We start from the raw sequence: 25465 nt of genomic DNA, 5'->3' as shown, positions 1-25465 counted from the left end.
TTACTCGTTCAAGATAAGGCGGGGTTAGGCTTTTTTCTCTTTCAAAATCCTTAACGTTGTAAATTTGCACATTCTTGACGTTATCCCATTGGTAAAAAACATGACAGAAGTGGTACATTCTTATGGCTGTAATCAATATAGCCCTCTTTTTCAATTATGTAACTTTCCGCTCCACTCTAGAGAACATATACTCTCAACCATATTCTATCATAGACTAGATTGTTTATATCAATAAATCGAAACAATTTTTCAATTAGCCCGATTATTAAAACCCAGCATCCATTTCTGAATACCGGGGCCTTAAACTATTCTTATATCTCTCTTCCACCAACCATCAACTCCGCCTGCCTCACCACCGTATCCATGGCTAACTTCTTCAAATCAGGTGGATAGCCATACTTCTTCAGCAATCTCCGAACAGTAATCCTCATCTTAGCTCGCGCGGAATCATGCAAATTCCAGTCTATGTTCATATACTCTTTAATCGCTTTCGTGAGCTCATGCGCGATCACTTTCAAGATGTCGTAACCTATCCTTTAACCGCCTTGCTAACATTAATCTTCTTCCCTTTAATCGTAGTTTCTTTCATCGCTTGCAAAACCAATAAACCCTTTCCATTCAGCATCTCAATATAAGTCAAACTATCCTCTATGGTAATCATACCAATATCATCTGCTGTAACTCCAGGAATTTTCGCTATCGTTCCAACAAAATCTACAGCTCGAAGCTTCTTCTTTTTTCCACCGTTGAAATGGAGCTTCATCATATTATTGTTCTTGACTCCCCGACGACCAGCTAGTTTTTCCTCGAAAGCATTTTTTCCAACAGCTATTTTCTGCTGCGCTGGTGCTTCCCGTACAGGTATTTCAAAGCCGATGTATATTTCAATTGTTGTAAGGAGCTTGCTGTCAGCAGGCGTTGCAAACGTAATCGCCTTTCCTTTTTTACCCGCACGACCGGTTCTGCCTGTTCGGTGGACATAGCTCTCCTTTTCCGTTGGAACGTCATAGTTGATGACAAGTGAAATATGCTCTACATCGATTCCCCTTGCCGCCACATCGGTTGCAACGAGATAACGAAAATTACCCATTTTGAAGCCATCCATAACCGCAAATCGAACTTCTTGTGCAATTCCACCGTGGATTTTCTCGCAAGAATAGTTGGATTTTTCCAACTCTGCAAACACAGTGTCAACTTGTCTTTTAGTTCTGCAGAAGATGATACAGATATCAGGGTTTTCACTAACAGTAACATTTTTCAGCAATGCCATTTTCCCTGCTTCTTTCACTTTAATCACGCTATGTTCAATCGCACTCGTAGTGACTTCCGTAGAAGCAATTTGGATAGTTTCGGGATTCTCCATATATTTACGGCAAAGATTTTCAACAGTTGTAGGCCATGTAGCGGAAAAGACCATCGTTACTCGAGTGGAAGGAAGTTTTTCAATAATCGCTTCTACTAGGGTAGCAAAACCCATGCTAAGCATTTCATCTGCTTCATCTATAATCAAATACTTTATGTCATCTACAATGACTGTTTCTTTGTCAATATGATCCCTCACACGACCGGGTGTACCGACAACAATATGCGTTTTCCTTTCCAATTCTTCCTGTTGTTGTGCAAAAGATTCTTTGCCGTAAACCGCCATGGTTTTAATTCCTTTAACTCGCCCGATAGCTGCTACATCGTCTCGCACTTGAACAGCAAGCTCCCGAGTAGGTGTCAGAATCAATGCTTGGGGATTGTCCCCCTCCCAATCAATCATTTCGCAAAGAGGGATACCAAATGCCGCCGTCTTGCCACTGCCTGTCTGAGATTTCACTATGAGATCCTGTTTATCTAAGGCACGTGGTATGACTTCACTTTGAACCTCCGTCGGCGTTTTATATTTCAATAAAGCAAGGGCTCTTGTTATTTCACTGCTTAACTGATAGTCTTCAAAACTTCTTTCATTCATGTAATTAACCTCATTTTTTATTAGATGATGTTGATTTTTCTATACCAATAAGTATAGCCTATCCAGTGACCTTGCACCCGTGAGAACAGCACTTTTAATTCATCCCCCAGCAAAAGGTGCCGCAGCAACCCGGGCAGCTTTCGCGCAATCAATCGCTACAACGAGTGCCACGAGAAGTGGTTCCATTTCATTATCCGCAATTTTCAACTGGTAGCAATCGCCCCATTTGAACCACTTTTTGCTGACAGTGCCAATCAATTTTCTGTTTTGGTACTCTTGGAAATCCATATCCCTCAAGTTCCCCCGTACTTCAATCCTCGCCGCGTCGATTGTATAACGTGCTTTCAAAAACGTAAGTTCCCTTTTAATCGTCATCTTTTTTTGGCCATGCACGTCCACGAAGAAAGTTGGTAGGAAACTAAATACTTTTTGCCTAATCATCGCTACTTCCTGCCTAGCTGTATTCGTAATGGAAAACGTCTTCGGTATTTTCATGAAGCTCCCTTCCACAAAATACACTTTGTTCTCTAGCTCATCCTTCACTGAAAACTTGCCGCTCAGGCTCAATGCCTTTTGCTTGATATACAGCTGCCTCATGCGAATCCCTCCCGTACTAGAAAGCCCGTTATCTCTACAACGAAATGGATGATAAAACGTTTCACTTTCTTCTAAGTGGACAACATGATGATATTTCTTTTTTTGATGCTGGGAATGAAGACCATTATATAAAGGGGCATTTTGTTCTAAAAAATTATGCCATTTTAATTACATCGAAAGATTTACGGGAGTTGACTACTGATACTTTAAGTGATGGATGGATGTTTAGAAAAGTGTATATTCTTTTGAAAAGTTAAGAATAATCTAAACGTGATCAAAAGAAAAACAAATAAACTCTACGGAGCGTTTGTTGCTGCAAATCATATAAACCTCTAAGATGAAAATAGAGCGGGAGGAGACAATCATGGATAATCGTAAAGTTGGAGAGTTAATTTATAATTTCCGAAAAGAAAAAGGGCTGACACAGAAACAATTAGCTGATCAAATGAACATTTCTGATCGTACGATTTCAAAATGGGAGCGTGGATATGGCTGCCCAGATGTCACGCTATTACCTAGCTTATCTACCCTATTGGGCATAAATATAGAAAATATTTTAGATGGCGAAATATCGTCGAATGAATTGATAGGAGGAAATATGAAGAAATCGCATTATTTTGTTTGTCCGTCATGTAATAATATTGGATTAGCAACCGGAGACATAACTGTATCGTGCTGTGGGAGAAAGTTAGCACTATTAGAAGCAAAGAAAGCAACAGAGGAAAACAAGTTATCCATTACAGAAATTGATCATGAATGGTTTGTATCAAGCGACCATCCGATGACAAAAGAGCATTATATATCTTTTATTGCTGTCGCTACAGGTGATCAAGTTCAGATTATTAAACAGTATCCTGAGTGGGGATTACAAACACGTATCCCGAAACGTAAGCATAGCAAACTGCTATGGTTTGATACTCAATTTGGTTTATATTATCAGATTTTATGATAATTTGTTATATAAAAATACACAAGTGATGGCTTAAATGTTTATAGCCAATAACCGTCCCCCACTTTGTTCATAATCTTAATCCAAACTCTTTGCTCAATCTGCTTATCACCATTTTGGGGGATATGAATTCATTACAACTACTAAAAAAAGAGGCTATTTTCCTACTTTACAAATAGCCTCCTTTTTCTATTTCCCCTCTAAACTTTCCCGTGGAAATAAAGATACAGGCTGTCCTTTGACAGCCTTCCCCCAGCAAAGTGATTGTTTAATTTGTAGTGCCTTGTTCAAAATAAAGTCTGAATAATAATAGAATCAGGCACCTTTCTTGCTCGCTAATCATATAAAAAGTGCCTAGCATCCATACCAATCAAAATTGGTGGATGCTAGGCACTTTTCTCTTTACGTTCAATGATGATAAATGGTCCGGTAAATAGCGTGGCACTATAACCTTCAGTCTAATTTTAAAGCTCTTCCTGCTCTTCCCCATTCAAAACCAATTTAAACTGAACATCAGCTTTTAAAGAATCCGACACAGAACAGTATTTCTCTTTTCCAAGGCGAATAGCCCTCCAAATTTTCTTACTATCGATGTCACCCTCGATGATAAATGTCACCTCAATAGCGATAAAGCCTTTAGGGGGTTCTTCTTTTCTCGTTCCGTCCGTTACAATTTCAATCTTGCTGATCTTTTCCAGATGAGGTCTTAAGATCATCGTCACATCGATGCCAATGCAACCTGCCACGGCGCCGAGTAGCATTTCGGTAGGCGTAGCCCCTTTCCCTAAACCTCCGTACAATTCCGTTGCATCCATATTAATGTCATATCCTGAATCGCCGACTGCTGTAAAAGCACGTCCGCCTGTCCATGTAGTCATAACTTTCATATCTATCCACCCTTTCTTAGTAGTTTAAATTAGTTCCGGGTCCGACCGGAATACCGAGTACATACCAAATGATAAAGAAGATTGTCCAACTAATGAGAATGATAATGGAATAGGGCAGCATAAGCGAGATGACTGTCCCCACGCCGTTTTCCTTCCCATAGCGCTGCGCAAATGCTACCACAAGTGGAAAGAACGGCATCAAGGGTGAAATAATATTCGTCGCAGAATCACCAACCCGATAAGCCACTTGAGTCACTTCTGGCGCAATGCCCATCTGCATGAACATCGGCACAAAAACAGGAGCCATAATCGCCCACTTCGCCGAATCCGCGGCGATAAATAAGTTAATAATCGTCGTAATAAAAATCAACGCGACAAGCAACGGTGCGCCATCAAGATTGATGGACTGTAAAAAGTCCGCGCCTTTCACCGCAATGATTGTCCCTAAATTTGTATAATTGAATAACGCCACAAATTGTGCGGCAAAAAAGATCAATACGATGAATCCGGACATCGTTTCCAATGAGGATGTCATTAAATTGGCGATATCTTTATCATTCTTGACCGACTTTGTCACGAATCCATAGACGACACCTGGCACTAAAAAGACCAGCATCATGATGAAAATAATACTGCTCATAAATGGCGACTTGATAATGCTTCCACCCTCGCCTCTCAAGATCCCGTTTTCCGGAAGGATAAGAAGAGCAATTGCGATAACAGTAATGAGGATAGAAAGATTCGCCCAAAACAGTCCTTTTTTCTCCAGGGCAGAAATCTTGTTTTGCTGTTGCACCGCTCCATCCGGTACGTATGTCCCCAATTTAGGCTCGATTATTTTATCCGTTACAAGCGTTCCGATAATCACAATGAGGAACGTTGACACGAACATAAAAAACCAATTGTCTGTCGGATTGACAACATAACCGATATCCAATATGTGCGCCGCTTCGGTTGTAATCCCGCTTAACAGTGGATCGTTCGTCCCTAAAAACAAATTGGCCGAATACCCTCCCGCAACACCGGCAAATGCAGCAGATAATCCTGCCAACGGGTGCCGTTTAAACCCTAAAAAGATGATGGCGCCGAGTGGTACGAGCACAACATAACCGACTGAGGCGGCGACATTGGACAATACACCCATCAGCACGACGATCGGTGTCACGAATCTCCTAGGCGCTTTTGTCACCGTATTAGTCATTAACGCACTGATATAGCCGCTTTTCTCAGCAACTCCAACCCCAAGCATAGCCACAAGTACTGGCCCTAGTGCCACAAAAGAGGTAAAGTTTCCAACAACATTTGAAAACATATACGCAATGCCTTCGGGAACAAGCAAACTTACCGCTTTGACCGTCAGCATTTCAATTTGTCCTGTTTCATTGTTTACCCCTTCAAAGCTAACGCCTGTCCCCATCACATAAAAAATATGCGATAAGGCAATAACTATGAGAGTGAAAATCATGAAAATTGTAACAGGATGCGGCAATTTGTTTCCTTTTTCTTCAATATAATTCAACATTCGAATCGATTTGGATTTTTTTAAATGACCCATCCGCATCCTCCTTTATGTAAGACGTGGTTACAAGTATACCCGCTTGTCGCATGCGGAAACAAGATTCTAGCCTCGCTTTGAATACCTTCACTAAAACTTATCATCATCGGACGCTGAAATTATAATTTCCCACATAATATACGCCGAACAAAGAGAATTCTTAACGACTGAATTTCAGTTAAATCTCGAAAGAGATGAACCAAACGAACCTCAAAAAGGACATTCCCTTGAGCCATTTACGCTCCATGAGAATGCCCTTTTTCCCGTTTTATTGTCGCCAGAAAACCCGCCTCTAAAGAACAGGCGTTCCTAATATTCACTCTATGTCTAAAACACCCTTCACCCGCTCCACAAACGGCTTCTTATCATAGTGATGATACAACTGTCCCGCCAGCCTCACAGGATCACCAAAGAAAAACCGTTCATACAGCGTTTCACGCGTGCCAAATGCACTCATCGTCAAATCCCATGCCAATCGAAAAATCTTCACTCGGTCCTCTGCGTTGTTAGCTTTAGATTGCAAATATTGATCCAAATCTTTTCGAATATCGGATTGGAATGCATTTTCTGTTGGAATAGCCATCAATCCACTTGCACCGAGCTGTTGGATGATTTCTGTAAAGCGTGGGTAGACACGTGGAAAGGTATGGACAGCGATTTGTAAGGTTCGCTGATCAGGTCGCATCCATCCAGATTCATCTTTTTCGGCTTCCACTTCTGATTTAATCACTAACGCTTTCATCGTTTCCAATGCGACGATAATTTCAGAAGCCTTTTCTTGAACATGCTGGTATGCGCCTATGTTAATCGTATCGATAATGGACTGGACGATGCCTAACACGAATTCCGTTTTGATAATTTGCCTGGAAACTACTTGGTGCAATGTAAAGGGCAGAAATGAGCTACAAGCCATAAAACTGTTGGCGACTGCAATGTTGTCATAATAAAACACGCGCTCCCACGGAACCAAGACATTGTCGAATACAACAATCGAATCCATTTCCTCATAGCGTGAACTTAATGGATAGTTAAAGGTAGAATCTCCGCCGACAAATGATTCCCTGCACACAAATTTGACTCCTTCACTATTGCTAGGAATCGCGAAGGCAAATCCATTTGCGTTATCATTCCCCCCGCCTGTTGACATCACGAGAATTTCATCTGTAATGCCGCCCTGTGTTGCGAGTAGCCGTGCACCTTTAACGATGATACCTGTTTCGTTCCTCTCTACCACTTTGGCAGCGATTGGCTCGCCTTCCTCCTCAAAATAGAATTGAGCCCGATTGACTTGCGGATCGATGAACGTATGTGTCAACGATAAATCATTTTCACGTGCATATTCATAAAACGCTAGTACGTTTTCAGGAAAGCAGTTCTCTTTTCCTTCCAATAAATCAACAGATGATGCCAGCGCCATTAATACGGTGTTCATATAATCCGGACTTCTCCCCATCATGCCATTGTTCAATAGCGCCCATTGTTGAACCATGGTTCTCCTGTTCACTAGATCCCCTATCGTAGTCGGCTGTAAAAAGGACATGCCTACCCGCCTGCCAGTTGTTGGCGACGGGTACGTCATGACGTCTTGTAAGGACAAGTCATGCTGTAAATCGTATAAGGCGGATTGGCTCTTCATAATGCCTTTAAAGGCGAGGTGCTCGGAAATCTTACCTATTACTGGTTGACCATCTACCCAAACATTCGTCTGCATCTCGTCGATTCGATTGATATAATCCCTTCCCGTAATAGCTGGCATATTCAGCCTCCCAACGATTGGTTTGTAGGTAAACTTTACCTACTTATACTATTAGTATTTCTAACCGCATGTGACCGTTTGGGTGCAAAGTAGTCCCTATAAAGTCTCTTTAATCATGATGAATTCATATACAAGTGCACGAAACTTGCCTGTTTCACCCTAGCATTGGATGCATGCCCAAAATATCCCGTAATTTTTACGGACGTGTCATGAATCTGTAATCGAACTAGCGTTGTATTACGATGCCTCGTTGCCTACTATTAGAGTTATAGTCATTGACTCATCAATGATTAATAGAAAAGGTGGCTGAATTACATAATGAAAAAAATAGCATATTCACTAATCATAGCAGGTTCTTTAGCATTCGGAATCACAACTACTAATGCAGAAGCAAGCACACATACTGTCCAAAACGGAGAGTCGTTATGGGACATTTCAAAATCAACCAATGTATCCATAACTAATCTTAAAAAATGGAATGACTTAAAGTCAGATACCATCTATCCAAAACAAGTCTTACAAACATCGACAAAGACTAGTAATTCGACAAGTGCAAACAAATCCACTGCTAAGCCATCAACGGCTTCTAAAAGCATTGTTAATCAGGCGATGAAGCTGACAGGGATACCTTATGTATTTGGTGGGACTACAATTAACGGATTTGACTGTAGCGGATTCGTCCAATATGCTTTCAAAAAATCTGGTAAAAACATCTCACGCACCACGCTTAGCCAATTTGCACAATCGAAGAAAGTAACCTCTCCCCAGCCTGGTGATTTGGTGTTTTTCCAAAATACATATCGTAAAGGTATTTCACACGTTGGCATTTACATTGGCGACAATAAATTCGTCCATGCTGGTGGCAAGAAATCACAAGTCACAAGCTTAAGTAACAGTTATTGGAAATCAAAATTTCATAGTTTTAAACGACTGTAAACAGAATCCCTCCCCCTTCATGATTGAATGGGGGAGGGATTCTCTTTTGGCCAAATATAGGGTACATACTACCTATTTTCCTTCCCTTCTCCCCTACACGCACTACTTATGCTATTATTAACAAGGTTCAAAAAAAGAGGTTCGCAAACTCCCTCTCTAAAAAACTAAGGAGCTGTTTATGATGAAAAATGAAAAAGCGGTTGTCGTCTTTAGTGGCGGCCAAGACAGTACGACATGCCTATTTTGGGCATTAAAAAATTTCAGTGAAGTCGCGACGGTGACGTTTGACTATGGTCAACGCCATTCAGCTGAAATTGAATGTGCAAAGGAAATCGCCAAGGAACTTGGGGTTTCATTCAAAGTACTGGATATGAACCTGATTAACCAGTTATCTGCAAACGCCTTAACGCGGGATGACATTGACGTGAAGGAAGTAGAAGGTGAATTGCCGTCAACTTTTGTTCCCGGTAGGAATCATCTATTCCTGTCATTTGCGGCTGTCTATGCAGATGCGATTGGGGCTCGGCACTTAATCACAGGTGTGAGCGAAACGGATTTTAGCGGTTATCCTGATTGCCGTGATAATTTCATCAAGTCACTGAATGTAACATTGAATTTAGCAATGGACGGACGATTTGTCCTCCACACGCCGCTTATGTGGCTCGATAAGTCCGAAGTATGGGCAATGGCCGACGAACTGGATGTGCTCGATTTCGTCCAAGAGAAAACCCTTACTTGCTACAACGGTGTTCCGAGCTCAGGTTGCGGGGACTGCCCTGCCTGTGTGTTACGGAATGAAGGGCTCACTGCTTACTTATCTAGAAAGTCAGTAGGTGCTACTAAATGATGCAGCAATTTTACCCGTCTGTGCAGCATGCCTATCGATTTGAATTAAACAAAGACATGCATTTTTCAGCAGCGCATTTCATTCCGAATGAAGAAGCCGGGAAATGCCAGGTGATGCATGGTCATACGTACCATATTAATATAACCATCGGAGGAAATGAGTTGGATGCACTCGGTTTTCTAATCGATTTCAAACAACTAAAAAACCTCATTCACGATAAATATGATCACTCCGTATTGAATGATCATCCAGAATTCAAGAATGTCTTTCCGACGACTGAACGATTGGCGGAACAGATTGGGACATCGATTCATCAGGTCCTTCAAATGCGTGACAATAAACCGGTCTGCCTTCAAGTCATTGTTCGAGAAACACCGACAAGTTACGTCGTCTATCGGCCAGAACAGGAGGAGATCCTATGAAAATCCCTGTGATGGAAATATTCGGTCCTACGATTCAAGGGGAAGGCATGGTCATTGGGCAAAAAACGATGTTTGTCCGGACAGCCGGTTGCGATTATTCTTGTTCGTGGTGCGATTCTAGTTTTACATGGGACGGTTCGGGACACAGTACTTCGAAACAACCAAGTGAAATTATAGAGGAACTTCTGTCAATCGGCGGGAAATCCTTTTCCCATGTAACGATATCAGGCGGGAATCCCGCCCTTCATAAAGGCATTGGCGAACTCGTCGACCTGTGCCATGCAAAAGGTTGGAAAGTCGCCGTTGAAACGCAAGCTTCTTTCTGGCAAGACTGGTTATTAAATATAGATGATATCACGCTGTCCCCGAAACCACCGAGCTCTGGTATGACTACAGATTTCGGCAAACTGGATACGTTTATGGACAAGTTAACAGATGCAAACGCCAGCCTGAAAATCGTCATTTTTGACGAAGTAGATTTCAAGTTTGCCGAAGAGATTCATCTTCGCTATCCGTCATTCCCTTTCTTTTTACAGAACGGGAACGATGATACGTCAACGACCGATGACGCAGTTCTTGTGTCGGCCTTACTGAAACGGTATGAGTGGCTGATTGATCTAGCAGTGCGCTCGCCAATCATGAATGATGCCAAAGTGCTGCCTCAGCTACACGCCCTTGTATGGGGGAATAAACGCGGGGTTTAATTAAACAAGTAGAAGGAACCAGGCACTGAAACGGTCTAGAATCGTTTCGGTGCCTGGTACTTTTCATTTATAGGGAACATTGTATATCCACTCACTTACGCCACGATGTATTTGCTCCCTGCTCTGCCACAGTCACCGCCCCCTTATGCCAATGAAACCTTTTCATACAGATAAGTTTGAACAATTCCAGTATGTATTCTCACCTAATAGCGCATAATGGAGAGCGTTAACCTCGATTGACTAGTTTGTTTTACGGAATTTCAAAAGGAGGATTTTTAGTATATGTATGATGTTGTTATTATCGGTGGTGGTCCGTGTGGTCTTTCGACGGGTCTAGCTCTACAAGAAAAAGGACTTTCTTATGTAATTATTGAAAAAGAGGCGATTGTCAATTCCATTGTCAACTGTCCGTTTCAGATGACTTTCTATAGTACTTCCGATCGTTTGGAGATCGGTAACATTCCTTTCCTGACACAAGATGCACGTCCTACTCGAACAGAGTTATTAAAATATTATCGACTTGTAACTGAAAGGCAAGAAATTAATATTAAGTGCTATCAAAAAGTAACAACTATATCGAAAAACGCCGAATCATTTACCGTCCACGCGGAAGATCGGCATCAAAATAGTATTTCTTACGAAGCGAAAATGATTGTACTTGCAACCGGCATTTTCGACACACCGAGACAGCTAGATGTTAGTGGAGAAAATCTTACGAAGGTTTCGCATTATTATAAAGAAGGTCATCACTATTACGGCCAACATGTTACAGTTGTAGGCGGCAAAAACTCAGCGATTGAGGCTGCCATCGACCTTTATCGTAATGGAGCACATGTTACGCTTGTGCACCGAGGTGAGACAGTCTTAGAAGGCATTAAACCATCCTTGCTCCTCGATATGCGTAATCTTCTCAAAAAAGGGCAGATTGATTTCTACCCCAATTCCAGTATTGCTTCTATCGAAGAAACAACGATTAGCATCCAATCTCCAAATGGCTTGTTTACGATTCAAAATGACTATGTCCTTTCCCTGATCGGGTACCAACCGAATACTTCAATGCTTCAGAGCATTGGAATCCAAATAGATGCAAGCACTTTAGTTCCGTTCTTTGATCCAGAAAGCTTTGAATCCAATGTCAAAAACGTCTTTCTTTCAGGAGTTGTAACAGGCGGAATTACCAATCGTGTTTACATTGAAGACGGGCGATTTCACGGCTTGAAAATCGCAGAGGAGATTGCAAGCCGACTAGCGTTAGTTGCCAATAACAACAGCCCTTCCGTTTGAAACCAACTAGAAAAAGGCCCTTAACCGATTTTTTCGATTAAGGGCCTACTTTTGTGATGGCCTGCTCACTACATTTAACTATCAGAGAAAATGGAAAAATAACTACTTCCAGAAATCATTCCTCAATTAATGGTGTTTTTTTAATCAAATTGGAACCGTCACCATAATCCTTAATCGGACCTCCGGAACCACTGCCAGCACCTGTTCCATTATAGGTGATAGATCCTCCGCCTGTTCCAATAAATGAATCGGCGATAACCGATCCCTTGATTTTACCACCATTGGCTAAAGTGAATTTAGCATTTGGCACCAGAAAAAGTTGAGTATTTACACTAGCTCCCCCGTCTACTGTAACTTCAGTTCCTCCTGAAAAAATATTCCCATGAAATCCTCCGCCAGCACCTATTTTAATAGTTGCACTTTCAGCATAGAGGGATCCAAAAACCTTTTGATCCCCACCTAAATTAATAAGGTTCGAACCTTTTTGATAAACTTGCAACTTATCTACATTTCGAGTATTGCTGTTGATTGTACTTCCAGATCCCATCGTTATATTATTTTTCACATATATCGTAAGCTTTCCTGTACCGTTTATTTTAATATGGCCATTTGTGACATTTAGATGATCTACAACAATTTCTTTATCAGAATCACCCACATCGATTGTTAGTGTATTATTTTCATTTAGATAAATCTCCTTAAACGCCAAATTGTTGCTCATATTCATTATATATCCATTTGTAATATAGTTTCCTATTAATAATTTTCCTTTTTTTACTAAATCAGTCTTATTTCCATTATTATTCGTAATTACCTGATCCACAGGTATCGTATAGCTTGGATAGCTCGGAAACAAGGGTAATTCTATAAAATTTTCAACTCCCCGAACGACCTCACCAGTAATACTCGCACCCCCACTGATTTTCAAATCACTTGGATTAGTAGACTTCATATAAGCATTCCCATGTATTGTTATGCCTTCCTCTAATCGTATCGTTTTATTAACATACAAAGCCGCGTTCCCAAACACCCCAGGCCCCTCAACCACACTCGGCTCTAAAGATACAGTGAGTTCCTGTTTAACTGTACGTGTTTTATTCCCTATCGTTCCTATAGATTCAATTTCATATATAACTGGGTCTGCTCTTTTTTGTGTCACGGTTATCGAGGCAACGGGCACATTACCTAAGTTTGCTTCAAATGTTGGGCTAGTTGGTGCTAAATTTACTTTCGCTCTAACTCTCGAATAGAATTCCCCTACAAAATCATATTTCTGCTGTTCTTTTGTCGTCAATTTATCATATGTATTTTTAACTTCTTCAAATGCTTCTGACACATCTTCATTGATATCATAAGCTGTCTCAACTACACCCGCCTCCGCAATATAAAATACCGCCTGATCATCCCGCTCCCCCGCAGATATCCTCACAGAATTCGACGTAATCATCATGATACTTAATCCAAGGACAGATAAAACAACAAGTACCATTAATACACCAAGGAGGGTGAATCCCCTATCGTTGGCATGATGGTGATTTTTCACATCAATCACCCTTTCTGAGTATTATTTTAGTTTCCACTTTCTCGCCGGTTTCACTGATGATTTTGAGGTTTACTTGGCTACCTGTCCGCTTAGCCTCAAACTTGCTAATATCTTTCACTACAATCGTTTTATCTTTATTCTCTATCCATTTCTCTGCACGGTTGTATTTGTACTCAATACGATCAGTCAATTTGATATGATCGCCCTTCTCATCAACATTTACGATGCCCCGCTCATCTGCTTTCCGAATCTCCTTCGTAATCACTTTCGCCGCGTACGTCACATCAGATAAATGCCTAGATTTTTCTGATTGACTGTTATATTGTTTCTGACCAAATACATGTACATTCGAAATAAGCAGTAGAATAATGGAGCCGATGATGATGACTGCGAGTACTTCCACTAATGTGAGCCCTTTTTCATTCCTCAGATACTTTTTCATTATGACTCAGGCCTCCACACTACTACATTCTCCATCTGAGCTTGCAGCTTATCGTCGGGTATACCACGTACTTCTACTAGTACACGATCCATACTTTTCTCTTTGTTTTTTAATTTAATTTTCAATAAGATCTCGGGATTGTACACCTTTGTAAAGACCGTCCAATCATTTTCATCTGGTTTCTCTATATACCCTAAAGCTATAATCTCTTTTATCTTTGCACTCTCTTTAATCGAAGTACTTAACGCATAGAGATTTTCCATCTCTTTCTGCGCAATATATGTCGCATCAATCACATGTTCAGACGCCTTATGTACTTTCGCCGATTGCAGAAACATCATTAAAAAGGTTGTTAGTAAAAGAGTTAAAATAACGATAGAGGCTAGTACTTCTACCAGCGATAACCCACTTTCTTTTCCATCTTGTTCCACTCCAAATCCCCCCGCATCCATCACTCTTTAAACCTATGTATGTAATAAAACACAAAAATCCATATACTCGTATAAACCTATACTACCACAATTAGCGATTTGTAATCAAAAAATCATGACCATCGTCATGATTACTTAAACCTATAAATTTATCATTTCAAACACAACAAAACCCAATTGCATTCCTCTGCAATTGGGTTTTGTCGTTTTGTATTAGATTTCTTTCAATTCTTGCATACGACGTTCAACCGCCGCGTACTTTTCAAGATAGTCCTTTTCTTTGGCGCGTTCTTCTGCAACGACTGCCTCAGGTGCTTTTGACATAAAGCGTTCGTTGGAAAGTTTACCTTGAACACGTTTCACTTCACCTTGCCATTTAGCAAGTTCTTTTGTTAGGCGGGCAATTTCCTCGTCAATGTTCAGCAAACCTTCAAGTGGCAAGAACAATTCCGCCCCTGTCACAACCGCTGACATCGATTTTCCTGGTGCCGAAATCCCATTGCCGAGTGTTAACGTCTCAGGGTTACAGAACCGTTCGATGTAGCTACGATTCGCTTCCAAGACTGCAACTGTTGCATCTTCTTTTGCGGAAATATAAAGTGGTACTTTTTTGCTCATTGGTGTATTCACTTCTGCACGGATCGTTCGAACCGCACGAATGATATCCATCAATAATTTCATATCTGTCGCACGAGATTTATCTGTAAGAGTCGCATCTGCAACCGGCCAAGCCGCCACTGTAATGGACTCCCCTTCGTGGGGCAAGTTCTGCCAGATCTCTTCTGTGATGAACGGCATGAATGGGTGTAGCAAACGCATTGTATTATCGAGAACGTAAGCGAGAACAGAGCGTGTCATTTTCTTCGCTGTTTCATCTTCCCCATACAACGGCAGTTTCGCCATTTCAATATACCAGTCACAGAAATCATCCCAGATGAAGTTATACAAAGCACGGCCAACTTCACCAAACTCGTAGCGGTCCGCTAACTTCGTTACTTGCTCGATCGTTTCATTCAAACGCGTTAAAATCCACGCATCTGCAGCTGATTTTTCACCTGATAGATCAATTTCTTCATACGTCATGCCATCCATATTCATTAACGCAAAGCGTGACGCATTCCAGATTTTATTGGCAAAGTTCCAGATGGATTCCACTTTCTCTGTTGAGTAGCGAAGATCCTGCCCTGGTGATGAACCGGTAGATAGGAAGTAGCGAAGTGCATCTGCACCGTATTTGTCGATGACGTCCATTGGGTCAATCCCATTACCAAGCGATTTGGACATTTTACGGCCGTCTTCTGCACGTACCAGTCCGTGAATCAATACATCTTTAAATGGACGCTCATTTGTAAATTCGAGACCTTGGAAAATCATGCGTGACACCCAGAAGAATATGATGTCATAGCCTGTTACAAGAGCATCTGTTGGGTAATAGCGTTTGAATTCCGCGTTGTCCACATCCGGCCAACCCATCGTCGAGAACGGCCATAGGGCAGATGAGAACCACGTATCCAGTACGTCATTGTCCTGCGTCCAGTTTTCAATGTCAGCAGGTGCTTCTTGGCCAACATACACTTCGCCTGTTTCGTTATGATACCAAGCTGGAATGCGGTGGCCCCACCATAGTTGACGAGAGATACACCAGTCATGAACGTTTTCCATCCATTGCAAGTACGTATGCTCAAAACGGTCAGGGACGAAATTGACTTTGTCTTCGGTTTGTTGAAGCTTGATGGCTTCAGCTGATAGTGGCTCCATTCTTACGAACCATTGTGTCGATAAATACGGTTCAACAACAGCACCGCTTCGCTCCGAGTGGCCGACAGAGTGAAGGTGATCTTCGATTTCGAATAACACTCCCATGTCCTGTAGGTCTTTCACAATTGCTTTACGGCATTCGAAACGATCCATACCTTCATACTTGCCTGCAAGCTTATTCATAGAACCATCTTCGTTCATAACGAGAACACGCTGAAGATTGTGACGGTTACCGATTTCAAAGTCGTTTGGATCATGGGCTGGTGTGATTTTCACTGCGCCACTTCCGAATTCCATGTCGACATAATCATCTGCCACGATTGGAATTTCTCGGCCGACGATTGGCAATTTCACCGTTTTCCCAATCAAGTGCTTATAGCGCTCATCTTCAGGGTGAACTGCAACTGCTGTATCACCAAGCATTGTTTCTGGGCGTGTTGTTGCAATTTCGATAGTACCCGTGCCATCTGTTAGTGGATAGCGCATATGATAGAAGGCACCCTGCACGTCTTTGTGAATAACTTCGATATCAGAAATGGCTGTCTTCGTTGCCGGATCCCAGTTGATGATATATTCACCGCGGTAGATGAGATCTTTTTCATACAGTTTAACGAATACTTCCTGTACGGCTTTCGATAGACCTTTATCCAATGTGAAACGTTCGCGAGAATAATCCAATCCAAGGCCAAGTTTGCCCCATTGTGCACGGATATGATCAGCATATTCTTCTTTCCATTTCCAGGTTTCTTCTACAAACTTTTCACGACCAAGGTCATAGCGTGTCTTGCCTTCTTCACGTAGTTTCGCTTCAACACGTGCCTGCGTTGCAATACCCGCATGGTCCATTCCTGGCAGCCACAATGCGTCATAGCCTTGCATACGCTTCATGCGCGTCATGATATCTTGTAATGTCGTATCCCATGCATGCCCAAGGTGAAGTTTCCCTGTCACGTTTGGTGGTGGAATAACAATGGTATAAGGCTCTTTATCACTTTCAGGTTGCGCTTCGAAAAATTTCCCTTTTAGCCACCATTCATAGCGACCTGATTCAATGGACTGCGGATCATATTTTGTCGGCATCGACAAGTTTTCATTTGACATACTAGTTCCTCCTCAATTTTTGAATACTATGAAATGTGTAGGGCACCACTTAGGGCTGGCGCCTAAAACTGGACACAAAAAAACTCCTATCGCCTTAAAGGACGAAGGAGCTGTTCGCGGTACCACCTTTATTCGTGCACAACAAAAAACTGTGCACCTCACACTTCGATAACGGCTTCAAACCGGTTTCTACTACTAAAGGATGTTTTCGAAACGAAAACAACTTATTCACAGAAACTGCTCATGGGTGACATTCGGTCAATCGATTACAGGGCCTCTCACCACCGGCTCCCTCTCTTGAGTAATCATATTCACTTACTATCCCAATCATCGCATCCATATATAGTTGCCACTATTGTATCGGAATAGTAGGTCGCCCGTCAAGTAAATTACGAAAGGATTGTGTGATGAAAAAATGTTATAATCCCTATCTACTGCCCCCTTGGCTTCGGAGATGCAGATTTTATTGTAAAGGGATCATTATTCCCATTTGTATTTTCCAACTACTACGGCTATTATTAGTGCCGACAACTGGTGATTTCCTGCTATTTTGCCTGCTGTGCGGGTTAGCTTTCGTGTTTTATAAAAACATCATTTGAACGGAATGACGTTGTGGAAATCCCATCTTCTAGCCCTGCAATGAATGCCAGCGCTTCGTCCATATCTTCATTTGGAGTGCTGGTATACGTTGCAACTACATTCGTATCTGGCACAGCCACTGCAATCACTTCTTCAGCTTCATAGATTTCATACGCATCTGCTGAAGCTGTAGCTGTAGCTACTTCTGTTGCTTCTGCCACTTCCTCTAACTCTTCTGCCAACACAATCGTTGCTGGTTCCTCTACTTCTTCTACCAACACGACAATTGCTGGTTCCTCTACTAGAGCAACTAGTTCTTCTTGAGCAACCGCATTTTCGTACGAGCACTCGACATCCCATACAACACTAAATGAGCCTTGTCCGTCCGATTCAACTGCTGTGGCCGCTGTGACAACCTCTAGCGGGCTGGCAACTTCTGATGGCAAATCGATATGAAGTGGCACTGCGTACTCAAAATACCCCGCCATTCCTTGTAATTCCACATCGTCAATCAGAATCGCTGAATCTAAAAATTCATCTGCTCTCTGCCCTTCATCAAACACCACATTTGCTGCGATATGATAAATACCTGTCAACCGCACTGCATCTTCTGTCCGTTCTTCTGTATATATCGGTGTCACTTGTAGCAATTCCGCCCCCGCCGGCACGCCCGCTTCTACCGGGAAAATAAAATCCTCTTGCATCGTCCACTGCTTTTTCTCCATTATCGTTCCCTCCTTATTCCTTCACAAACAATTGTATGCACAGTCCAGCTGTGATAGAAGGACAAATTAATACGAACGCAAAAATCCTCCAATCAAATAATTGATTGGAGGACGTTTTAGTAGTTAAAAGCTTGGGGTGCCAATCACCCTCGAAGTTTTGCAAACACTGTATGGAACGCTTCGACCGTTTTCGCTATATGCTCTTCCGTATGCGCAGTTGAAAGGAACATACCTTCAAACTGTGAAGGTGGTAAGAAGATGCCTTCTTCCGCCATCAAGCGGTAGTATTCTGCAAACATATTAAGATCGGATGTTTTCGCTTTATCGTAATCCGTTACTTTGTCATTCGTGAAGAAGAATCCAATCATCGAGCCCGCGCGATTCACGGTATGTGGAATGTCATACTTCTCTGCTGCCGCACGGAAACCGGCTTCAAGCTGATCGCCAAGTTTCATGAAATGATCATATGATGCAGGCGTTAACTTTTTCAACGTTTCAATCCCTGCCGTCATAGCAAGCGGATTCCCAGACAGCGTTCCTGCCTGATATACCGTGCCCGCAGGTGCGATATTTTCCATAATTTCACGCTTACCACCATATGCGCCAACTGGTAGTCCGCCGCCAATCACTTTGCCGAGGCAAGTTAAATCAGGCGTCACACCGAAATGACCTTGTGCACACTGATAACCAACGCGGAAGCCCGTCATTACTTCATCAAAAATCAACAGGGTGCCGTTGTTCTCTGTCAGCTCACGTAGGCCTTCCAGGAAACCAGGTTCCGGAGGGACAACCCCCATGTTGCCTGCTACTGGTTCAACAATAACAGCCGCTAAGTCTTCACCGAATTCGTTGAACACTGCTTGGACGCTTTCTAAGTCATTGTAGGCAACTGTAATCGTGTTTTTCGCAACCGATTCAGGTACACCCGGACTATCAGGAAGACCAAGTGTCGCAACGCCAGAACCCGCTTTAATGAGTAGCGAGTCACCGTGTCCATGGTAGCAACCTTCGAATTTCAAGATTTTATCGCGTCCCGTAAAGCCACGTGCTAAACGTAGCGCACTCATCGTTGCTTCAGTTCCTGATGAAACCATGCGCACCATCTCAATGGATGGTACACGGTCAATGACAAGTTTCGCCAAGTCATTTTCCGCTACAGTTGGTGCACCAAAGCTTGTGCCGGTTTCTGCGACGCGCTTGATACCTGCAACGACGTCTGGATCTGAATGACCGAGAATCAGGGGTCCCCATGATAGTACGTAGTCAATGTATTCATTGCCATCGATATCTTTAATGATGGCACCTTTTCCACTTTCCATGAAAATCGGGTCCATATTGACGGACTTGAAAGCACGAACTGGAGAGTTCACCCCACCCGGTAACAAATCTACCGCTTCTGCAAATGCTTGTTTAGATAACTCATAATTTCTACCCATTTAGTTCTCCTCCAACCAGCGCGCCGCGTCTTTGGCATGGTACGTCATAATCAGATCTGCACCTGCACGCTTCATACTTGTCAACGTTTCAAGAACAACCTTTTTTTCGTCAATCCAATCGTTTTGAGCAGCCGCCTTGACCATCGCGTATTCACCGCTCACGTTATAAGCCACAATCGGTAATACAAAATTATTTTTCACATCACGAATGATGTCCAGATAAGACAACGCCGGTTTGACGATTAAGAAATCTGCGCCTTCATCCACATCAGATTCTGCTTCGCGCATGGCTTCCATACGATTGGCAGGATCCATTTGATAGGTTTTGCGATCCCCAAACTGTGGAGCAGAACCCGCTGCTTCACGGAATGGACCGTAATAAGCAGAAGCATACTTCACCGCATAAGACATAATCGGAATATCGATAAATCCAGCTGCATCAAGCGCTTGGCGGATAGCAATTACAAATCCGTCCATCATATTTGACGGTGCAATAATATCAGCACCCGCTTGCGCCTGGCTTACTGCTGTACGCGCCAATAAGTCTAGTGATGGATCATTTAAAACTTTGTCGCCTTCTACAACGCCACAATGTCCATGATCGGTATACTCACATAAGCATGTATCGGCAATGACAATCAGTTCCGGATGACGCTCTTTCACAAAGCGAATCCCTTGCTGAACGATACCATGATCATGATAAGCGCCTGTACCAGTCGCATCTTTATCTTCAGGAACGCCGAACAAAATAACCGACGGAATCCCAAGTGCAACGACTTCATCGATTTCAATCGCCAGTTGATCCAACGAAAATTGAAAAACACCTGGCATTGAAGACACTGGATTTTTCACATTTTCCCCTTCAACAACAAATAGCGGATAGATGAAATCTTCTTTCCGTAATACCGTTTCTCTCACCATTGCGCGTAATGTAGTCGAATTGCGTAAGCGTCTGTTACGCTTGAAATGTAAGTTTTCCAAAGTTACCCTTCCTTTCGCCCCGCCAATTTCTCGACGAGATCCATCAATGTGTATGTATCCGGCTTAACATGAACGGTTGCGCCAACTTCCAACAGCGCTTTTTCCGTCACATGGCCGATTGCGGCAATCGTATAACCATCCCAACCGATCTGTGAAGCCACTTCTTCGGCAAACACCCTGACCGCAGAAGGACTTGCGAACAACACATTCAGTTGCTTGTCCTGTTGCAATAAATCGACGAGTGAGCCGATTGAATCACTAACTTGTTCCGTTTTATAAACCGTCCATTCATCCACCTCAAAAGGTAGTTCCTCTTTGATGGTAACACCTGCAATGGATCCCCGCAGGAATAGGATACGTCGAATATCCATTTCACTCGGCCTGAATTCAGTAACGAATACATCGGCACTAAACACCGTGGGGATAAAATCAACGGTAAAGCCAAGCTTTTCAAGCGCCTCTGCAGTTCGTGTACCCACTGCTGCTATTTTTGAAGGGATAGATGCTGACGAAACATCGTGACGGGCTAACTTTGCCCCAAATGCAGCCACTGCGCTTTGACTCGTAAAAATGAGCCAGTCATATGTCGGACAGGCATTCAATCGTAGCTCATCCATCGGTTCCACCAACTCAGCCACTTGAATAAGTGGCAATGAAACCGGCATACCTCCGTACTGTTTTACCCGTTCAAAGACGTCTTGTGACTTTGGTGTTCCCGTAAAAATGACCGTCTCCCCTTGCAATGGTTGACCGTTATGCATCCATTTCCGCCTTCACTTTCTCAATCACTTCAGAAGCCCCTTGTGCCCGCAAAATCTTCGCGACTTCCTTGCCCGCTTCAACAGGATCTGCACTGACGAAGGACTGTTTAAAGATTTGTGTTGCATCCGGAGAAGCAATGAAGCCAGTCAATTCAAGATTCGTACCGTCAAACTCTGCAAAACCTGCGATTGGAACTTGGCAAGAACCGTCCATTTCTGACAGGAATGTACGCTCTGCTTCAACTTCTTTCCAAGTTTTATCGTCGGATATCTTCGCAAGTTCAGCCAGTAACTCCTGATCGTCTGCGCGACATTCAATCGCCAAAGCACCTTGCCCAACTGCCGGAATACAATCTTCAACAGACATCAATTCCGTTGCAACATCATCATTCCACCCGAGTCGTTTCATACCAGCGGCCGCAAGAAGAATGGCATCATATTCACCATCATGCAATTTTTTCAAGCGTGTATCGATATTTCCGCGAATCCATTTGATTTCAAGATCCGGGCGAAGAAGTAACAACTGAGAACTACGGCGTAAACTAGACGTCCCCACAACAGCCCCCACTGGTAAATCCATAAACTTCACATGACCGTTCGAAATGAAGGCATCACGTGCATCTTCACGCGGTGGAATACAGCCTATCACAAGGCCCTCAGGAAGGACTGCCGGCATATCTTTCATACTGTGAACAGCGAAATCGATTTCTTTATTGTAAAGCGCTTGTTCAATCTCTTTAACGAACAGCCCTTTCCCGCCAACTTTCGAAAGCATGACATCTAGAATCTGGTCACCCTTCGTCACAATTTCCTTTACTTCAAATTCAAACGGCGCACCCGCAGCTTTCATTTGGTCAATAAACCAGTTCGTTTGTGTTAATGCCAGCTTACTTCTTCTTGAACCTACAATGATTTTTCTCATAAACTTTCCATCCAACCTTTCGTATTGACTGCTGTTCCGCTTTTCTTGTTGTCTAGCTTCAGGCACCAGCCGCTCGAGTCGCTTAGGCCTACAGGATGTAGGTCATGCAGTCGTTGCCACAGGAAGTGGCGACTTTAGACTGCCTTCCACTTTGGTGATAAAGGCAAAGGACGCCTTTATCTTCAAGTCCTCCAGCAGGGAAGGATTGAACTCTATCCTTCCTACTTTTCGCGTCTAGCAGGTGCCTTCCGCTTTTCTTATTAAATCCAGAAATGGAATGCGGACAACTTACTTGCAAGGAAAAAATTAATAATGACAAAAAGAAATGCGAATATATTTGCCCATGCAAAGTCGTTTCCTGTCAGCTTGCCACTCCGCTGCAAAAATAATACAAGTCCGTAGATCGCAAGAAGGAAAAACGAACCAATAATTTTCATATCAAAAAACGACCATACATCCAGTGCAACTTGTGCCCATTGCACACCAAGAATTAGACTCACAAGTAACAATGGGATACCCGTGTAAATGGACGCTATCATACCAGTCGACGTTTGATAAAGTGACGGCAGCCTATTAAATTGCTTGGACCACTTCTTTTTCTTCAAAATCTTGTAAACCAGTAGATAGAGAATCGCAAAAACAAAGGACATCGAAAATGCCGCGTAGGACAAAATCGCAAATGTGATATGTATAAATAGCAACTCTGAAACAAGTGATTCTCCAATCGGCGACTGTGCGATTTGCATAGGAGCAAATGTATGAATCGTCATGAAACAAAAGCCAATGACATTTAAGAAAAACACCACATGATCTATTTTGTAAAAAAGATGTAGGATAATCGATAACGTAATGAGCAACCACGCGTAAAAGTAAATGCCCTCAAACAACGATAGGATCGGAAATCTTTTCGCCTCAATCATAAACGACACTAGAAAAATCGTCTGTAAAACGTAGACGACAGATAACACCCAAAATGCACTTCGATGTGCAATTGCATCTTTATTCAAATAATCTATAAAATAAAAGACGAGGCTCACGGCATATAAAATGACCATCACTTCATGCAGCCTCGCCATCGTCATATCAGCCATATTTTCTCTGCCTTTCTAATCAAAAAAGCATTTCGGCACCCATTATACATATTGAGATGCAGAAATGCTCTTTCAGACCTTCATTCAAAATGATACATCCGGTTGTACAGCAATATTATTTCGCGCTTTAGCAGTTAAACGCTCTTTTGCCTGCTTTTCCAGCATTTCTTTTTCTTTTAGAACTTCTTCGTCAATCCCAAAAATTTGTTGGAATAATGCCAATTTCTCAGTGGATTTCTTATCCATGACTAATTCTTTAGCCTGTAAAATAGGATCTTTTAGTAATTGATTGACGATTGATTTTGTATGTTTACTCAATAATTTCTTTTCACGGTCTGTTAAATTTGGCATCTTATTTTCGATGCTGGCCATTGTTTCGGTTTGAATACGGTTTGCCTTTTGACGTAGTGCCGAAATAACTGGAACAACGCCAAGGGTCGCTACCCATTCGTTGAATACAACAATTTCCTGCTCAATCATCAGACCAATTTCTTCAGCCGCATTTTTTCTTTCCGCAAGGTTCGCTTCGACAATCCCTTGCAAATCATCGATGTCGTATAAGAAAACGTTCGGTAAATCGCCGATGCGCGGATCTAAGTCACGCGGTACTGCAATATCAACCATGAAAATCGGTTTCCCTTTACGTAGCCGCACTGCGAACTGCATAAGTTCGTAGTCGATGACAAAATCCGTCGCACCTGTTGAGCTAATCAGAACATCAGCTTCAAGAAGCGCACATTGTAATTCTTTCATCGATTTTGCTTCCCCACCGAATTTCTCAGCGAGCTCTTCTGCTTTGGACAATGTTCGGTTAATGACCGTCATTTTTCCCGCGCCACTGCCATATAGGTTTTTAGCAGCTAGTTCACCCATTTTTCCGGCTCCGAGGATTGCAATATGTTTACGGTCCAATGAACCAAATATTTTTTTCCCAAGTTCGACAGCCGCGTACGATACCGATACGGCGTTTTCACCAATTGCCGTTTCCGTATGTGCTTTTTTCGCAAATGTGATGGCTTGTTTAAAGAGTTCGTTGTAAACAGTCCCCGTCGTTCCAATTTCTTGACCTTTCAAGAAGCTGTCACGCACTTGACCTAGAATTTGTGTTTCACCGAGCACCATAGAATCAATACCTGCTGACACGCGTAGTAAATGTTCGATGGCCCCATCGCTTTCATGAACAATCAAATGCGATGAAAAAGATTCCAGTGGTAAATCGAACCACTCCGCCAAAAAATTCTTTACATAGTAGCGCCCTGTGTGCAGCTGATCCACAACCGCGTAAATTTCCGTCCGATTACATGTCGAAATAATGATGTTTTCTAATATGCTTTTTTGTTGTTGCAATGTTTGCATTGCTTGTGGCAGTTCCGCTTCAACAAAAGACAATTTCTCCCTTATTTCGACAGGCGCCGTCCGGTGATTAACACCAACCATGATTGTATACACCAGGTGTTCACACCTTTCACGTTCTATTTCACGCTTATAGTATAACATACGACAATATTTTCTTCTCAATAATTTGTGAACAACGTATGACTATGAACGGTTCAAAGAAGTTATTTATAATGATTATAATCTAATATTAGTTGGTATCCAATAATAATGCAATTGAAATGAACTCGAGAAACTGGATCGGATCCATTTGCCGCAAAAAAAGCCTAAACCCACATGGTCGTTCGAAAAACTTCCAGAAAAAAATCCGAAGATGAACAATCATCTACCGGATTTTCATAAGTAAGCAGGCTTACCTTAGTGTAGTGCCTAGGCACACAGCAAAGAAGGATGAACTACATCCCTC

Annotated in this window: 23 protein-coding genes, 1 pseudogene, 1 riboswitch and 1 other annotated feature; of the genes and pseudogenes, 7 read left to right on the top strand and 17 right to left on the bottom strand. The window is 42.4% G+C overall.

Going from position 1 to position 25465, the window contains the following annotated elements:
• Window positions 1–311: 311 nt before the first annotated feature.
• From ACIQ0H_RS19015 to ACIQ0H_RS19005, 3 genes and pseudogenes are all read right to left on the bottom strand, one after another.
• Window positions 312–533 (bottom strand): annotated as a pseudogene (locus ACIQ0H_RS19015) (type I restriction enzyme endonuclease domain-containing protein); the annotation flags it as partial.
• Entirely contained in the window at window positions 530–1957 is a 1428-nt protein-coding gene (locus ACIQ0H_RS19010; RefSeq protein ID WP_403418288.1) for a DEAD/DEAH box helicase, read from the bottom strand. The gene ACIQ0H_RS19010 and the pseudogene ACIQ0H_RS19015, both read right to left, overlap by 4 nt.
• A gap of 99 nt (window positions 1958–2056) precedes the next feature.
• The gene (locus ACIQ0H_RS19005) at window positions 2057–2554 is read right to left on the bottom strand and encodes an LURP-one-related/scramblase family protein (protein WP_403418285.1); all 498 of its coding nucleotides are present in this window, start codon (window positions 2552–2554) and stop codon (window positions 2057–2059) included.
• A 44-nt stretch (window positions 2555–2598) separates the two neighbouring features.
• Between ACIQ0H_RS19005 and ACIQ0H_RS19000 the strand changes: the two genes are divergently transcribed.
• Both ACIQ0H_RS19000 and ACIQ0H_RS18995 read left to right on the top strand, forming a co-directional pair.
• Window positions 2599–2811 carry a hypothetical protein gene (locus ACIQ0H_RS19000; protein ID WP_403418282.1) on the top strand — a complete coding sequence of 71 codons (213 nt, stop codon included), beginning with the start codon at window positions 2599–2601 and terminating at the stop codon, window positions 2809–2811.
• 107 nt (window positions 2812–2918) lie between these two features.
• Complete coding sequence (locus tag ACIQ0H_RS18995; protein ID WP_403418279.1) at window positions 2919–3503, top strand: helix-turn-helix domain-containing protein; 585 nt, start codon at window positions 2919–2921, stop codon at window positions 3501–3503.
• 464 nt (window positions 3504–3967) lie between these two features.
• Here the strand turns inward: ACIQ0H_RS18995 and ACIQ0H_RS18990 are convergent, their stop codons facing one another.
• The 3 genes from ACIQ0H_RS18990 to hpaB form a co-directional block, all read right to left on the bottom strand.
• On the bottom strand, window positions 3968–4390 hold the full coding sequence (locus tag ACIQ0H_RS18990) for an OsmC family protein (protein WP_403418276.1): 423 nt from the start codon (window positions 4388–4390) through the stop codon (window positions 3968–3970).
• Window positions 4391–4406: 16 nt separating this feature from the next.
• Window positions 4407–5945, bottom strand: coding sequence for an AbgT family transporter (locus ACIQ0H_RS18985; RefSeq protein ID WP_403418274.1), 1539 nt, complete (start codon window positions 5943–5945; stop codon window positions 4407–4409).
• Between the two features lie 316 nt (window positions 5946–6261).
• A complete protein-coding gene (gene hpaB, locus ACIQ0H_RS18980) occupies window positions 6262–7701 on the bottom strand; it encodes a 4-hydroxyphenylacetate 3-monooxygenase, oxygenase component (RefSeq protein ID WP_403418271.1) in 1440 nt (479 codons plus the stop codon).
• A gap of 318 nt (window positions 7702–8019) precedes the next feature.
• Between hpaB and ACIQ0H_RS18975 the strand changes: the two genes are divergently transcribed.
• From ACIQ0H_RS18975 to ACIQ0H_RS18955, 5 genes are all read left to right on the top strand, one after another.
• Window positions 8020–8637 carry a C40 family peptidase gene (locus tag ACIQ0H_RS18975; RefSeq protein ID WP_403418268.1) on the top strand — a complete coding sequence of 206 codons (618 nt, stop codon included), beginning with the start codon at window positions 8020–8022 and terminating at the stop codon, window positions 8635–8637.
• A gap of 130 nt (window positions 8638–8767) precedes the next feature.
• Window positions 8768–8811: riboswitch (PreQ1 riboswitch) on the top strand.
• A gap of 7 nt (window positions 8812–8818) precedes the next feature.
• The gene (gene queC, locus ACIQ0H_RS18970) at window positions 8819–9484 is read left to right on the top strand and encodes a 7-cyano-7-deazaguanine synthase QueC (RefSeq protein ID WP_403418265.1); all 666 of its coding nucleotides are present in this window, start codon (window positions 8819–8821) and stop codon (window positions 9482–9484) included.
• Window positions 9481–9906, top strand: coding sequence for a 6-carboxytetrahydropterin synthase QueD (gene queD, locus ACIQ0H_RS18965; RefSeq protein ID WP_403418262.1), 426 nt, complete (start codon window positions 9481–9483; stop codon window positions 9904–9906). The genes queC and queD overlap by 4 nt, the downstream gene beginning before the upstream one ends.
• Window positions 9903–10610 carry a 7-carboxy-7-deazaguanine synthase QueE gene (gene queE, locus ACIQ0H_RS18960; RefSeq protein ID WP_403418259.1) on the top strand — a complete coding sequence of 236 codons (708 nt, stop codon included), beginning with the start codon at window positions 9903–9905 and terminating at the stop codon, window positions 10608–10610. The genes queD and queE overlap by 4 nt, the downstream gene beginning before the upstream one ends.
• Window positions 10611–10892: 282 nt before the next feature.
• Window positions 10893–11894 (top strand): YpdA family putative bacillithiol disulfide reductase, encoded by a 1002-nt coding sequence (locus ACIQ0H_RS18955; protein WP_403418256.1) that lies wholly within the window; start codon window positions 10893–10895, stop codon window positions 11892–11894.
• Between the two features lie 115 nt (window positions 11895–12009).
• On the opposite strand, the gene ACIQ0H_RS18950 is transcribed toward ACIQ0H_RS18955, so the two are convergent.
• From ACIQ0H_RS18950 to hemA, 11 genes are all read right to left on the bottom strand, one after another.
• A complete protein-coding gene (locus tag ACIQ0H_RS18950; protein WP_403418254.1) occupies window positions 12010–13437 on the bottom strand; it encodes a DUF7305 domain-containing protein in 1428 nt (475 codons plus the stop codon).
• Window position 13438: 1 nt separating this feature from the next.
• On the bottom strand, window positions 13439–13879 hold the full coding sequence (locus ACIQ0H_RS18945; protein ID WP_403418251.1) for a prepilin-type N-terminal cleavage/methylation domain-containing protein: 441 nt from the start codon (window positions 13877–13879) through the stop codon (window positions 13439–13441).
• A complete protein-coding gene (locus tag ACIQ0H_RS18940; RefSeq protein WP_403418248.1) occupies window positions 13879–14310 on the bottom strand; it encodes a hypothetical protein in 432 nt (143 codons plus the stop codon). Before ACIQ0H_RS18940 ends, ACIQ0H_RS18945 begins: the two co-directional genes overlap by 1 nt.
• Before the next feature lie 213 nt (window positions 14311–14523).
• Window positions 14524–17169 (bottom strand): valine--tRNA ligase, encoded by a 2646-nt coding sequence (locus ACIQ0H_RS18935; protein ID WP_403418245.1) that lies wholly within the window; start codon window positions 17167–17169, stop codon window positions 14524–14526.
• Window positions 17170–17263: 94 nt separating this feature from the next.
• Window positions 17264–17509: a binding site (T-box leader), on the bottom strand.
• 226 nt (window positions 17510–17735) lie between these two features.
• Window positions 17736–18473: a hypothetical protein gene (locus tag ACIQ0H_RS18930; RefSeq protein WP_403418243.1), complete on the bottom strand. Its 738-nt coding sequence runs from the start codon at window positions 18471–18473 to the stop codon at window positions 17736–17738.
• A 143-nt stretch (window positions 18474–18616) separates the two neighbouring features.
• Window positions 18617–19909: a glutamate-1-semialdehyde 2,1-aminomutase gene (gene hemL, locus ACIQ0H_RS18925; RefSeq protein WP_403418241.1), complete on the bottom strand. Its 1293-nt coding sequence runs from the start codon at window positions 19907–19909 to the stop codon at window positions 18617–18619.
• Window positions 19910–20890 (bottom strand): porphobilinogen synthase, encoded by a 981-nt coding sequence (gene hemB / locus ACIQ0H_RS18920; protein WP_403418238.1) that lies wholly within the window; start codon window positions 20888–20890, stop codon window positions 19910–19912.
• 2 nt (window positions 20891–20892) lie between these two features.
• Window positions 20893–21651, bottom strand: coding sequence for a uroporphyrinogen-III synthase (locus ACIQ0H_RS18915; RefSeq protein ID WP_403418235.1), 759 nt, complete (start codon window positions 21649–21651; stop codon window positions 20893–20895).
• Window positions 21644–22573: a hydroxymethylbilane synthase gene (gene hemC, locus ACIQ0H_RS18910; protein WP_403418232.1), complete on the bottom strand. Its 930-nt coding sequence runs from the start codon at window positions 22571–22573 to the stop codon at window positions 21644–21646. Before hemC ends, ACIQ0H_RS18915 begins: the two co-directional genes overlap by 8 nt.
• A gap of 260 nt (window positions 22574–22833) precedes the next feature.
• A complete protein-coding gene (gene ccsA / locus ACIQ0H_RS18905) occupies window positions 22834–23664 on the bottom strand; it encodes a cytochrome c biogenesis protein CcsA (RefSeq protein ID WP_403418229.1) in 831 nt (276 codons plus the stop codon).
• 84 nt (window positions 23665–23748) lie between these two features.
• Window positions 23749–25113: a glutamyl-tRNA reductase gene (gene hemA, locus ACIQ0H_RS18900; protein WP_403418226.1), complete on the bottom strand. Its 1365-nt coding sequence runs from the start codon at window positions 25111–25113 to the stop codon at window positions 23749–23751.
• Window positions 25114–25465 lie beyond the last annotated feature (352 nt).

This window comes from Sporosarcina sp. NPDC096371, assembly GCF_044762865.1.
In the GTDB taxonomy this organism is placed as follows: domain Bacteria; phylum Bacillota; class Bacilli; order Bacillales_A; family Planococcaceae; genus Sporosarcina.
The sequence above is the reverse complement of the archived record's forward strand: the minus strand, read 5'-3'. Positions and strand labels throughout refer to the sequence as shown.